At 70.0% G+C, this 13,682-nt stretch carries 7 protein-coding genes; 5 read left to right on the forward strand and 2 right to left on the reverse strand.

The window, feature by feature from the left end:
• Positions 1-57 precede the first annotated feature (57 nt).
• Both NE2_RS09550 and NE2_RS09555 read left to right on the forward strand, forming a co-directional pair.
• The gene (locus tag NE2_RS09550) at positions 58-543 is read left to right on the forward strand and encodes a PaaI family thioesterase (protein ID WP_063025608.1); all 486 of its coding nucleotides are present in this window, start codon (positions 58-60) and stop codon (positions 541-543) included.
• 249 nt (positions 544-792) lie between these two features.
• Positions 793-2,427, forward strand: coding sequence for an acyl-CoA synthetase (locus NE2_RS09555; protein WP_063025609.1), 1,635 nt, complete (start codon positions 793-795; stop codon positions 2,425-2,427).
• Positions 2,428-2,471: 44 nt separating this feature from the next.
• Here the strand turns inward: NE2_RS09555 and NE2_RS09560 are convergent, their stop codons facing one another.
• On the reverse strand, positions 2,472-2,864 hold the full coding sequence (locus tag NE2_RS09560; protein WP_030513337.1) for an SCO5389 family protein: 393 nt from the start codon (positions 2,862-2,864) through the stop codon (positions 2,472-2,474).
• 57 nt (positions 2,865-2,921) lie between these two features.
• Positions 2,922-3,965 (reverse strand): nitronate monooxygenase, encoded by a 1,044-nt coding sequence (locus NE2_RS09565; RefSeq protein ID WP_174553923.1) that lies wholly within the window; start codon positions 3,963-3,965, stop codon positions 2,922-2,924.
• A gap of 202 nt (positions 3,966-4,167) precedes the next feature.
• Between NE2_RS09565 and NE2_RS36560 the strand changes: the two genes are divergently transcribed.
• The 3 genes from NE2_RS36560 (at position 4,168) to NE2_RS09580 (ending at position 13,651) form a co-directional block, all read left to right on the forward strand.
• Complete coding sequence (locus NE2_RS36560; RefSeq protein WP_063025610.1) at positions 4,168-5,043, forward strand: M23 family metallopeptidase; 876 nt, start codon at positions 4,168-4,170, stop codon at positions 5,041-5,043.
• 53 nt (positions 5,044-5,096) lie between these two features.
• Positions 5,097-6,074, forward strand: coding sequence for a helix-turn-helix transcriptional regulator (locus NE2_RS09575; protein WP_063025611.1), 978 nt, complete (start codon positions 5,097-5,099; stop codon positions 6,072-6,074).
• A 215-nt stretch (positions 6,075-6,289) separates the two neighbouring features.
• Positions 6,290-13,651 carry a non-ribosomal peptide synthetase gene (locus tag NE2_RS09580; protein WP_063025679.1) on the forward strand — a complete coding sequence of 2,454 codons (7,362 nt, stop codon included), beginning with the start codon at positions 6,290-6,292 and terminating at the stop codon, positions 13,649-13,651.
• The last annotated feature ends 31 nt before the right edge of the window (positions 13,652-13,682 follow it).

The raw sequence follows: 13,682 nt of genomic DNA on the forward strand, positions 1-13,682 counted from the left end.
CGTAGGCTGAGCACCGACGTCCGGTGGGCGTCCGATCACGTGCAGAAAGGGTTGGCGATGACCGAGACGAGCAGCGCCGAGACGAACAACGACACCCCCGCGTTCGCGGATGTGGTGAACGGCGCGCTGGAGTTCACCATCCCGATCGCGCACAAGATGGGTGTAAAGGCACTCGAGGTGCGGCCCGGATTCGCGGCCACCACCGTGCCGATCGAGGGCAACGGCAACCACTTCGGCGTCATGTACGCCGGCGTGCTGTTCACCGTCGCGGAGATTCTCGGCGGTGCGATTCCGATCGCCACCTTCGACAACGCCAAGTACTACCCGCTGGTGAAGGACCTGCAGATCTTCTTCCGCAAGCCGGCGAAAACCGATGTGCGCGCCGAGGCTTCGCTGTCGGAGGAGGAGATCGCGCGGGTGATCGCCGCCGCCGAGGCCAACGGTAAGGCCGATTTCACCCTCGAGGCCACGGTGACCGACGCCGACGGCGTGGTGGTCGCCGAGACCCGCGGGCTCTACCAGTTGCGCGCGCACGGAAAGTAGGAAGTCCGGCAGGAGCGACCCCGCCCGCACGGCTGCGGTCGACCGATCGTGCGCGGCGGGGTTACGGTGAGGGCGCGTACCGTCGAAGGGGCGGTGTTGTATGCGCCCGACAGGGGAGCCCGCGTGGCCACGCAGCCGTAGCCTCCTCGCGGACCCCCGGCTCCACCGGGCGGGGACAGAGAGGTCCGGGGTCATGGGCGTGCACCGCCATCCGATGCGAGACAGTCGGCGCGGCAGGGGGATTCGAGCATGACGGTGAATCTGTTACGCACGGTGATCGCACGGGCGTGGTCCGAGCTGGAATATCTGCGGCTGGCGGTCGGCAGTGGCGTGGTCGGCATCGACTCGCCGTTGACGTTGCTGTCCGCGGGCGACGCGCTACTGCGTCACGGTGCGCTGGCCGCGCTGCTGCGGCTGGCCGCCGCCCGCTACGGCGATCGCGCCGCCGTGATCGACGACCTCGGCGCGCTGAGCTATCGGGAACTCGACGACCGCTCCAACCGGCTGGCCAACGAATGGCGCAAGCGCGGACTGCGCACCGGCGAGGGCGTGGCGATTCTGGCCCGCAATCACCGCGGGCTGCTCGACGCGGTCTTCGCCGCGGCCAAATGCGGGGCCCGGATCATCCTGCTGAACACCGACTTCGCCGGGCCGCAACTACGCGATGTGACCGCCCGGGAGGGGGCGGATCTGCTGGTGTACGACGAGGAGTACGAATCCATCCTCGGCGATCTGAGCCCCGAGCGGGGAGCGTATCGGGCCTGGTCGGAGACCGGGCACACCTCCAGCCTGGAATCGCTGATCACCGCCGGCTCGCCCGCCACGCCGCCGTTCTCGCGCTCCGGAGCCAAGATCATCCTGCTGACCAGCGGCACCACCGGCACACCCAAGGGCGCGCCGCGGTCGGAGCCGCGTTCGCTGGAACCGCTGGGCGCGATTCTCAGCAAGGTGCCGTTCCGGACCCGCGAGGTGACCGAATGCCCGGCGCCGCTGTTCCACACCCTCGGCTTCGCGATGTCGTTGCTGGCCATCGGTTTCGGCTCGACACTGGTGATCCGGCGGCGATTCGATCCGCAGCGGGTGATCGACAGCATGGCCGAACATCACGCGACCGCGCTGATCGTGGTGCCGGTGATGCTCGCGCGCATGGTCGAACTGGGGCCGGAGGCGGTGAGCGAGCGGGATCTGTCGGCGCTGCGCATCGTTTTCGTCGCCGGATCGCAGTTGGGCGCCGAGCTGTGCCGACGGGTGACCGCCACCTTCGGGCCGGTCGTCTACAACCTGTACGGATCCACCGAGGTGGCCTACGCCACCGTCGCCACGCCGGAGGATCTGGCGGAGGAACCGGGATGTGTGGGCTCACCGGTGGCGGGCGCGGTGGTCGAGATCCTCGACGAGCAGGGCGAGCCGGTGCCGCCGGGGACCACGGGGCGGATCTTCGTCCGCAACGCGATTCCGTTCGACGGCTATACCGGTGGCGGCGGCAAGGAACAGATCCGCGGGCTGATGTCCACCGGCGATGTCGGTCATTTCGATTCCGCCGGAAGGCTTTTCATCGACGGCCGCGACGACGACATGATCGTCTCGGGCGGGGAGAACGTGTTCCCGGCCGAGGTCGAGGAATTGCTCGACGCGCATCCGGACGTGCGGGAGGCCGCGGTCATCGGGGTGCCCGACGACGAATACGGCGCCCGGCTGGTCGCTTTCGTCGTCCGCACCACCGAAACCCTCGGCGCGGAGGAGATCAAAGCGCATGTGAAGTCGAACCTGGCGCGCTACAAGGTGCCTCGCGAGGTGGTTTTCATCGACGAGCTGCCACGCAACCCCACCGGAAAGGTCCTCAAGCGCCGGCTGCGGGAATGGGGAGCAGGCGGCGAAGCGTAACGCCGGTTCCGGCGCCGGACGCACCGGCGCCGGAACCCTACCGGTCAGCAGTTACGCAGTTCCGGGCTCTGATTGAGCAGTTGAGCGCGGGTGGAGATGAAGGTCGAGTAGGTGTCGCCGCCGACGGCGGACAGCGGGAAGGCCGCCACCCGATGGCAGTTCTGGAAGGCCAGCTTGATGCCGAAATGCCGCTCCAGGCTGCCGCGAATCGAATCCGACGCCATCGCGCGCAGCAGTTGGCCGCGGGCGGTCTCGTCCGGCGGGGGTACCTGGTTGTCCGCGAATTCTGCTGTGCCGGAACGCAAGTCGGCGGCCACTCGGCTGACGACCTCGTAGGCGTACGGCAGTGAGGTGCGAACGCATTCGACGAATTCCTCGTCGCTGACCGGACCGCTTTCGGCGCGTTCGAGCAGTGCGGCTGGGACATCCAATGACATGACGCTCTCCTCGTGGGATGGCGGGTGATGTCCCACGAGTCTAAACGAAAAACGTTGTCAACAAGACGGGAATGCCCGCGAAAGTGCCGATTGCAGAGCGGCTTTCGTCTCCTCGGTGAGCTTGCGTACCAGGTCGGCGGCAGGAACGGCCTCCGCGAGGGTATGTGCCTGCCCGGCCCACAGATTCACCGCGTCGGGGTTGTCGGCGGCGCGGGCCTCGGCTCGCAACGGTCCGGTGGCGTAATGGATTTCGGGGTAGGCCGCGGGCGCGTCGGGGTTGTCGAGCATGAATTGGTTGCGCAGGCCGCGGGCTCGGCGGCCGCTGAAGGCGCGGGTCAGCATGGTCGGGGTCTCGATCTCCAGCGCATCGCGGTGCAGTGCCGAGGTGCCCGCCTCCGGACAGCGGAGGAAGGCCGTGCCCAGCTGTGCGGCCGCGGCGCCGGCGGCGAGGACCGCGGCGATGCCCGCGCCGGTGGCGATGCCGCCCGCCGCGACCACCGGCGTCTCGACCGCTGCGCGCACCAGCTGCACCAGTGCCAGGGTGGTGAGCGGATCGGCGCCGTCCTCCTCGGGCCGGTCGGCGAAACCGCCCCGATGTCCGCCGCCCTCCGCGCCCTGGGCGATGAGGACATCGGCGCCCGTCTCGGCGGCGACCCGGGCCTCCGGCACCGAGGTCACCGTGACCCACACCTCGGATCCGGCGCGATGCAGGCGCTCGATCTCGGCCTCCGAGGGGCAGCCGAAGGTGCACGAGACCACCGCCACCGGCTCGGCGGTGAGCAGGTCGAGCTTCTCATCCCAGGCGTCGGCGTCGAAACGTGCCTCGCCGAGCGAGAAGCGGCGGCTCAGCCGGTCGAGGTAGGCCGCGAAGTGTTCCGGCGGCGTGGGCGCGCCCGGAACGAACAGGTTCACGCCGAAGGGCCTCTCGGTGAGCTCGCGCAGCGCCGCGATGCGCGCGGCGGTATCGGCGGCACTCAGATATCCGGCGGCGAGGAATCCCAGGCCGCCCGCATCGCCGACAGCGGCGGCGAGTTCCGGGGTGGACGGGCCGCCGGCCATCGGCGCCAGCACGATCGGGGTGCGCACGTTGTCGAGGATCACCTCCACAGTCTGAACCCGTCCGTGGTCCTCGATAACGGCGCCCACGGCACCAAGATCAGCCTTCCACCTGCGAATTCCTCCGAGGAGGTTGCGAAAAGGTCACGACGGAGTACAGTTTCCGTCACAACAGATGCCGAATCGTTACCGAATGTGAGGTTTCGACCCGGCGTCGCCACCGAGTTGATCGACGCTAGGACGAGCCTTGCCGCAGCACCGTGAGACATCCAGTTCCGTATCCGTTCAGGACCTCCTCGGTGACATCTACGCCGGTGACGGCGCTGCCGAGCGTCCCACCCGCCACCGCGCCCAGCCGCGCACGGGTGACCGGGTGAAGCTCGCCGCCAGCGCCGCCGTCGCGACCGGCGCGCTGATCGGCACCGCCACTCAGTTCGCGCACGCCGCGCCGCTGCTGCCCGGGGGCCACAACGACACTCCCGAGCCGGTCGCACTGAAGTCGGCCTCCGAACCCGCGCACGAGGCCGAACAGCAGGCCGCCTCCGTCGCCGCCCCGGTCGTCGCCGAGACGCCGGCCGCGCCGCAGGCCCAGCCGGTGGCCGCCCCCGCGCCCGCGCCGTTCGGTCTGCAGAATCTGCCGCCGGAGGTCGCCGGTCCGCTCTCGCACGCCGAAGAGGTGCTGAAGGGCATTCAGCAGCAGCTCGCACCGGCCCAGGCGGTGCGCCCGGTGGCCGGGGTCGTCAGTTCCGGCTTCGGATCCCGCTGGGGCGCCATGCACTACGGTGTCGACTTCGCCGACGCGATCGGTACTCCTATTCATTCGGTGGAGAACGGCACGGTGATCGATGCCGGTCCCGCCTCGGGCTTCGGGCTGTGGGTCCGGGTGAAGCAGGACGACGGCACCACCGCGGTGTACGGCCACGTCAACGACATCCTCACCCACGTCGGCCAGCGGGTGAACGCCGGCGACGTGATCGCCACCGTCGGCAACCGCGGCAACTCCACCGGCCCGCACCTGCATCTGGAGATCTGGGATCCCAGCGACGTCAAGATCGATCCCGCTCCCTATCTGGCGAGCAAGGGCGTCGTCCTGTCCCAGCAGTCGTGGGGGGCGGGCGAATAGCGCCCGCGCTGTCGTCGGCCGCCCGGCTCGGCCGGCCGCGGGGGGTTGATGCATTGACTGGTTTGTACGAGCTGTTCGACTCCGGATCCGTGCACGGCCGCACCTATACGGCTCTGGTGCAGCATCCGCGGTCCAGCCTGTCGGAGCTGGCGCAATATCTGGAGTGTTCCCGCGAGTCCGTCGCGGCGGCCCTGGACGAACTCTGTGAGATGCAGGCCGTAGTCCGCGTCGAAATCGGTGACTCCGTCCGCTGGGACGCGCATGCCCCCGAGGCCCTGTCGGAAGCCGAATCCCGCCGCCGCCAGGCCGAAACCGCGCGCATGCACGAGGCCGCGGCCCGGCTGGGCGAGACCTTCCGCTCGGTGCGCCGCACCACCCGCGGCGACGGCACCGTCGTGCCGATGTACGAGGCGCGCGAGGTGGTCGCCGAATTCGAGGATCTGCAGCGTGCCGCGCGCAGCCGGATCCGGATGATCGACCGGGGACCGTATCTGTGCGAGGGCGAACGCGCCGCGCGGCTGTTCGATCTGCGCTCGGCGCGGATGTCGGCGGGCGTGCGCTACCAGACGCTCTATCAGGACACCATCTATCAGGATCCCGATCGGCTGCGCTTCGCGCTACAGGCCAATACCGCAGGGGCGCAGGCGCGCACGTTGCCCGATCCGCCCTTCAAGGTGATCATCGCCGACGACGACCGCGCGGCGCTGATGCTGCACCACGACGAACGCCGCGGCGATCCGATGGGGCTGCGCATCGCGGCCTGCCCGACGCTGGACGCGATCGTGCACACCTTCGAGGTGTTGTGGTCACTGGCCGCGCCGATCTCGGTGAATCCGGACCAGCCGCTGGACGAACGCGACCGGGCCATTCTGACCCTGATGGGCCTGGGCGCGACGGACGACACCATCGCCCGGCGGCTGGGCATGTCCCGGCGCACGGTGGTGCGGCGGACCGCGAGCCTGCTGGAGCGACTGGGTGCCAGCACCCGGTTCCAGGCGGGCGTGCAGGCGATCCGCCGCGGCTGGCTGTGACAAGCTGGGGACCTACTGTGACCAGCGCCACGGAAGTCGACACGAAGCGCAACATCGAGGCACCCTGGCAGCGATGAGTACTAGGAGTACCGGCGGGTCACCAGTTCGATCCGGCGCACCACGCCGTGCTCGCCATCCTTATATGATTGCTCGGACCGCGCGAGGGGGTGTTCGACCGTGCGGACCTGCTGGACGCGAGAGGTGAAGACACTCGAATGGATACTGCCCGCCGTTCCGCTCGTGGAGGTCGTCGCCGCAGGTCGGGCAGCCCCCTTTTCGGCCAGCTGCTGACCGCTGCGGTCGAGTCCGCCGCCGATGCGGTGGCGATCCGGTTCGCGCCGACCGATGATCCGGCCGACGCTCGGCAGCTGACCTATCGAGAGCTCGACGAGGGATCGTCGCGCCTGGCCCGAGAACTCATCTCCCGCGGCATCGGCGCCGGCGACGTGGTGGCTATCGGCATCGCCCGCTCGATCGAATCCGTCCTCGCGGTCTGGGCGGTCGCCAAGGCGGGCGCGGCCTACGTTCCGGTCGACCCGGCCTATCCGCCCGAACGCATCGCGCATATCGTCGCCGACTCCGGCGCGTCACTCGGCCTGACCACCGAAGCCCATCGCCGGGCGCTGGGGACGGGTGTGTACTGGCTCGAACTCGACGATCCGGTCGTCTCGGAGCGAATCGGCGCGCGCCCTGCCCATCCGATCTCCTACACCGACCGGGTCCGCCCGCTCACCGAGGATCACCCGGCCTACGTGATCTACACCTCGGGCTCCACGGGCCGTCCCAAGGGCGTCGTGGTGACCCATGCCGGACTCGGCGGTCTGGTCGCCGCCGAGCGCGAGCACTACGGCGTGACCGAGGATTCCCGTGTCCTGCACGTCTGTTCGCCGAATTTCGACGTCTCCGTCCTGGAACTGCTGCTGACCTTCTCGTCGGGTGCCACCCTGGTGGTCTCGCCGCCGGAGGTGTTCGGCGGTTTCGAGCTGGCCGATCTGCTGCGCCGCGAACAGGTTTCGCACATGCTGATCACCCCCGGCGCGCTGGAGTCGGTCGATCCGGCCGGACTGCCCGACCTCGAGGCCGTCGTCGTGGCCGGCGACAAGTTCGGCCCGGAGCTGGTGGGCCGCTGGGCGCGCGACGGGCGGCGCTTCTACAACGGATACGGCCCGACCGAGGCGACGATCCTCGCCACCTCCAGCGCGGAAATGATTGCCGGCGAGCCGATCACGATCGGCACCCCGATCGCCGGCGTCGGCGCGTTCGTGCTGGATTCGCGGCTGCGACCGGTGCCCGCCGGGGTGGTCGGCGAGCTGTATCTGGCGGGTCCGGCGCTGGCACAAGGATATCTGGGCCGCCCGGGGCTCACCGCGGAACGGTTCGTGGCCAGTCCCTTCGGCGCCGAAACCGGCAGGTCCGGGGCCCGGCTGTATCGCACCGGTGACCTGGTGCGCCGCAACGAGTCCGACGGCACCATCGAATATCTGGGACGCTCCGATTTCCAGGTCAAGATTCGCGGCTTCCGCATCGAACTGGGCGAGATCGACAACGCGCTGACCGCGCATCCGGATATCGATTTCGCCGCCACCATCGGCCGCACGCTGCCCTCCGGCGCGACGGCGCTGGTGTCGTACGTATTGCCGCGTCCCGGTGCGGCGCTCGATTTCGCGACCCTCGACGATTTCCTGGCGGCCTCGTTGCCCGCCTACATGATTCCCGCCGCGATCATGCCGCTGGACGAGATTCCGCTGACCCCGGTCGGCAAACTCGATCGCGCCCGGCTGCCGGAACCGACCTTCGCCGCACGCGAATTCCGCGCTCCCGCCACCCCGGTGGAGGAGATCGTCGCCGAGGTGTTCGCGGCTCTGCTCGTTCCCGGCGAGGGCGACAATCCCGGCCGGGTCGGCGCCGACGACGACTTCTTCGAACTCGGCGGCAACTCCCTGCTGGCCGCGCAGGCGGCGGCCCGGATCGGCTCGGCCCTGGGTGCCCGGGTGCCGGTGCAGCTGTTGTTCGAGGCATCGACCGTTGCCGCACTGGCCGAACAGGTGGAACGGCACGCCGGAACCGACACCGGCGAGCGGTTGCGGCCGATGCCGCGGCCCGAACGCATCCCGCTGTCCTATGCGCAGCAGCGGATGTGGTTCCTCAACCGCTTCGACCCGGCGGGCGCGGTCAACAACATCCCGGTCGCGGTGCGGCTGAGCGGACGCCTCGACGTGGACGCGCTGCGGTCCGCGGTGCGCGATCTGGTGGAGCGCCACGAAGTACTGCGCACCATCTATCCGGAACTCGACGGCGAGGGCTACCAGCGGGTGCTGCCCGTCTCGGATCCCCGGGCGATCCCCGAGATTCCCCTGGTCGAAGCGCGCGAGGACGAGGTGGCCGCCCTGGTCGCCGAAACCGTCTCGGGCGGCTTCGATGTGACGGCCGCGCCGCCGGTGCGCCTGCGGGTGCTGCGCTCGAGCGAGACCGAACACGTCCTGGTGTGCGTGGTGCACCACATCGCCGGTGACGGCTTCTCGATGGGCCCGCTGACCCGCGATCTGATGACCGCCTACCTCGATCGCGTGCGCGGCGGTCATCCGGAATGGACGCCGCTCGCCGTCCAGTACGCCGATTACGCCCTGTGGCAACGGGAAACGCTCGGTAGCGAGGACGATCCGGAGTCGGTGCTCGCCGCGCAGATCGACTTCTGGCGCCGCGAACTCGCCGCGCTGCCCGAACAGCTGGACCTGCCGGCCGATCGGCCGCGTCCGGCGGTCGCGTCCTATCGCGGCGCCACGCTCGACTTCGAGATCGCCCCGGATGTGCACGCGGCGCTGAACCGCCTTGCGCACCAACATCATTCGACGTTGTTCATGGTGGTGCACGCGGCGCTCGCGGTGCTGCTCGCCCGGCTGTCGGGTACCCGCGACATCGCGATCGGCACCCCGGTCGCCGGGCGCGGTGAGGCAGCGCTGGACGAGTTGATCGGCATGTTCGTCAACACCCTGGTGCTGCGCACCGAGATCGACCCGGCGCGCAGTTTCGAGCAGGTACTGGCCGACGTCCGCGGCACCGACGTGGCGGCATTCGGCCACGCCGATGTGCCGTTCGAGCGGCTGGTCGAGATCCTGGATCCGGCGCGTTCGGCCGGGCGGCATCCGCTGTTCCAGGTGATGCTGACCTTCCAGAACCTGGCCCGCACCGAATTGGAGCTGCCCGGGCTGGCGGTTTCCGGTGTCGACCTCGACATCGAGCTGGCCAAGTTCGATCTGCAGCTGGCGATGGCCGAGCGGATCGACGCACATGGTGTGCCGCAGGGTATTTCGGCCGCCTTCAGCTACGCCACCGACCTGTTCGACGAGGCGACGGTGCGCGATTTCACCGATCGGTTCACGCGCATCCTGAATGCCGTCGCCGCCGACGCCGCGGCCGTGGTGGGCGATATCGATGTGCTGGCCCCCGGCGAGCGCGAACTCGTTCTGCACGAATGGAATTCGCCCGGCGCGCCGGTGCCGCCGGTGACCCTGGTCGATCTGATCACCGCGCAGGTCCGGCGCCGGCCGGGCGCGGTCGCGGTCCGCTTCGGTGACACCACGCTCACCTTCGGCGATCTGCACCAGCGCGCGAGCCAGGTGGCCCGGGCGCTGATCGCCCAGGGCGTCGGGCCGGAATCGCTGGTGGCCGTGGCGGTGCCGCGCACCGAGCAACTGCCGGTCGCGCTGCTCGGCGTGCTGCTCGCCGGTGCCGCCTATCTGCCCATCGACACCGGTTATCCGGTGCAGCGACTGGAATTCATGCTCGGCGACGCCGCGCCGGCATGTGTACTCACGACCGCCGAGTTGCGGGAAGCGGTGCCCGCCGCCGGCCTGGCGACGGTGCTGCTGGAGGAGACCGGCAACTTCGCCGGCGGTCCGATCACCGACGCCGAGCGGCTCGCCCCGCTGCGACCGGCCGATCTGGCCTACGTCATCTACACCTCGGGCTCCACCGGTGTGCCCAAGGGGGTGGGCGTCACCCACCGCAACGTGCTGGAACTGTTCGCCAACACCCAGCTGCTGTTCGACTTCGACGAAACCGACGTGTGGACGCTGTTCCACTCCTTCGCCTTCGACTTCTCGGTCTGGGAACTGTGGTGTTCGCTGGCCAACGGCGGTGCGGTCGTGGTGGTCGACCACCTCACCTCGCGATCGCCGGAGCTGTTCCGCGAGTTGCTGATTCGCGAGCAGGTCACCGTGCTGAACCAGACGCCCTCGGCGTTCTATCAGCTCGCCGAGGCCGACCGCGCGGCGCACAGCCACACCGGTGACGCCGCGGTGACGGTCGCGGCCAAATTCGCGTTGCGCTACATCGTCTTCGGCGGTGAGGCGCTGGATCTGCGCCAGCTCGCGCGCTGGTACGAGCGGCACGGCTCCACCACCCCGCAGCTGGTGAACATGTACGGCATCACCGAGACGACCGTGCACGTGTCGTTCCTGGCGCTGGACGAGGGTCTGGCCGACCATCCGGCCAGCGTCATCGGCCGGGCGCTGCCGGGCCTCGAGACCTATGTGCTCGACGACCGGCTGCATCCGTCGCCGGTCGGCGTGGCCGGTGAGATGTACATTGCCGGACAACAACTGTCGCGCGGCTATCTCGGCCGTCCGGGCTTGACCGCGGCGCGGTTCGTGGCCAATCCGTACGGTGCGCCCGGCTCCCGGATGTACCGCTCCGGCGATATCGGCCGCTGGGCCGGCTTCGACGGCGAGGCCGCGCTGGAATACGCCGGACGCAGCGATCAGCAGGTGCAGCTGCGCGGCTTCCGCATCGAACTCGGCGAAATCGAGGCCGCGCTGCTGCGCTGCACCGGTGTCGCGCAGGCGGTGGCGATGGTACGCACCGCAGAGCACTCCGGTGAGCGGCTGGTGGGTTACGTTGTGCCCGAGGCTGGTTCGTCGCTCGATCCGCTCGCGCTGCGCGCCGAGGTCGGCGCCTTCCTGACCGGCTACATGGTGCCCGACGTGGTGGTCGTGCTCGACGCGCTGCCGCTGACGCCGAACGGCAAACTCGATCGTCGCGCCCTGCCCGAACCGGCGGTCGTCAGCGCGGCCGCCTTCCGGGCGCCGAGTACGCCGATCGAACAGGCCGTCGCCGACGTGTTCGCCGATCTGCTCGGTGTCGCCGGTGCGGAGACGACCGGTGTCGGCCTCGACGACGACTTCTTCGCCCTCGGCGGCAATTCGCTGCTCGCGACCCGTGCGGTGGCTCGCATCAACGAGGCGCTCGACGCGAACCTCGTGGTCCGGGAGCTGTTCGAGGCCTCGAGTGTGGCAGCGCTCGCGGCGCGGATCGTGCCCGGTGCGGCCGCCGGTGCGGTGCGCCCGCGCCTCGAGCCCGCCGCGCGCGGCGAGCGGATTCCGCTGTCGCCGGCCCAGCAGCGGATGTGGGTGATCAACCAGCTCGATCCGCAATCGCCGGCCTACAACATTCCGCTGGCGATCCGGCTCACCGGCGATCTCGATGTGGACGCGTTGCGCCAGGCCGTCGCCGATGTGGTGGAGCGGCACGAGGTGCTGCGCACCCGCTACCCCGCCGGCGGTCCGGGCGGGCTGCCGTATCAGGAGATCCTCTCGGTCCGCGAGGCGCTGCCGGAGGGCCTGCCGGTCGAGGACACCGCCGAGCCGATCGACCGGATCGCCGCGCTCATGGCGACCGGATTCGATGTGACCCAACAGGTTCCGGTGCGCGCCCTGCTGCTGCGCAACGGGTCCGACCAGGCGCTGGCGCTGGTGATCCACCACATCGCCGGCGACGGTTCCTCGATGGCCCCGCTGGCCCGCGATCTGATGACCGCCTATGTGGCCCGCACCGGCGGCCGCGAACCGGGCTGGGCGCCACTGGAAGTCCAGTACGCCGATTTCGCGATCTGGCAGCGCCGGGCCATCGGCACCGACGACGATCCGGATTCGGTGGCGGCGAAGCAGCTCGCCTACTGGCGGGACCGGCTCGCCGGGGTGTCCGGTTCGCCGCTGCTGGCTCCCGATCATCCGCGTCCGGCCGTGCCGTCGATGCGCGGCGAATCGATCGGTTTCGCGATCCCGGCCACGGTGCACGAGGGCCTGGTCCGGATTGCGCGCGAACACAATTCGTCGCTGTTCATGGTGGTGCACGCCGCGCTCGCGGTGCTGCTGGCCCGGCAGTCCGGTACCGCCGACGTGGTGGTCGGCACGCCGATCGCGGGCCGCGGCGAGCGCGCGCTCGACGATCTGGTCGGCATGTTCGTCAACACGCTGACGCTGCGCACCGGTGTCGACACCACCGACACCTTCGACGCGCTGGTGGAAACCGCCCGCGACACCGATCTGGCGGCCTTCGCGAACTCCGACATCCCGTTCGAACGGGTCGCCGAGGTGGTGGCTCCGGGACGCGGTGGTGCGCAGAGCCTGTTCACGGTGGTGCTGTCGTTCCAGAACACGCAGCAGCCGACGCTGGAACTGCCGGGCCTGACCATCGCCGCACTCGACACCGATGCGGTGGCCGCGAAGTTCGATCTGCAGGTCACGGTCGAGCCGCGCCACGAATCCGACGGCTCACCGGCGGAACTGGTCACGGTCTTCACCTACGCGCGGGAACTGTTCGATCCCGCGACGATGCGCACCCTGGGTGATCGATTCGAGCGCATCCTCGCGGCGGTGGCCGCCGACCCGCAGATCCTGCTCGGCGCGATCGACCTGCACGACGAGTCGGAGGTTGTGGTCGAGGCGGCCCGCACCGAACCGGCCGAGACCGGCTCCACCGTCGGCACCGCGCTGGCGCAGGCGCTGGCCGCCGCCGTCGAGGACGACCCCGAGGGGCCGGCGCTGGCCTGGGGCGAGGAGGCGGTCTCGTATCAGGAGCTCGACGCCCGCTCCTCCCGGCTGGCCCGGGCCCTCATCGGTCGCGGCTGCGGTCCCGGTCGCGGGGTCGCGGTGCGGCTCGAGCGCGGTATCGAGTCGGCGGTCGCGGCCTGGGCGGTGCTCAAGGCCGGTGCCGCACTGGTTCCGGTCGTCGACGGCGGCGAACTGCCGTCGGAGCTGGAGATCAAGACCGGAGTCACCGTGGCCGCGGCCCGGCCGAAGGCGGGGCCGAACGGTATCGACTGGCTGGTCCTCGACGATGCGGCGGTCGCCGCCGAGATCGCGGGTGAGTCGGCGCGGCCGGTGACCTACGCCAACCGCACCCGGGCGCTGCGTGGCGCCGATCCGGCCTTCGTCGGCGCGGAGGGCACGCACAGTTACGACGCGCTGGCCGCCGCGGTCGACCGGTTGCGGGCCCGCACCGAGCTGGACTTCGAATCTCGCACCTTCCGCCAGGGCCGGGCCGACGGTGTCGCCGCACTGCTCGAGGTGGTCGGCGCGGGGACGACCGGTGCGTCGATGGTGTTGCCGGCCGAGGTCGGCACCGACGGGCTCGCCGACGAATGGGTCACCCACCTGTTCACCGATCGCGCCGGTCTGGACCGGCTGGATCCGGAACCGCTGGAAGACCTGCGGGCCGTGGTACTCGAGGACGGGCCGGCGCCGGCGGCCTTCGGTTCCGCCGAGCTGGTACTGCTGCCGGACAATGTGCTTCGCTGAGCAACCGGTGGCACGATCGCGGGAAAGTAAC

It is taken from the genome of Nocardia elegans NBRC 108235, from assembly GCF_001612845.1.
Lineage (GTDB): Bacteria > Actinomycetota > Actinomycetes > Mycobacteriales > Mycobacteriaceae > Nocardia > Nocardia nova.

Coding starts and splice junctions, on each gene's coding strand:
- NE2_RS09555 (WP_063025609.1), top strand. CDS start 793: ATGACGGTGAATCTGTTACGCACGGTGATCGCACGGGCGTGGTCCGAG.
- NE2_RS09580 (WP_063025679.1), top strand. CDS start 6,290: ATGGATACTGCCCGCCGTTCCGCTCGTGGAGGTCGTCGCCGCAGGTCG.
- NE2_RS09550 (WP_063025608.1), top strand. CDS start 58: ATGACCGAGACGAGCAGCGCCGAGACGAACAACGACACCCCCGCGTTC.
- NE2_RS09560 (WP_030513337.1), bottom strand. CDS start 2,864: ATGTCATTGGATGTCCCAGCCGCACTGCTCGAACGCGCCGAAAGCGGT.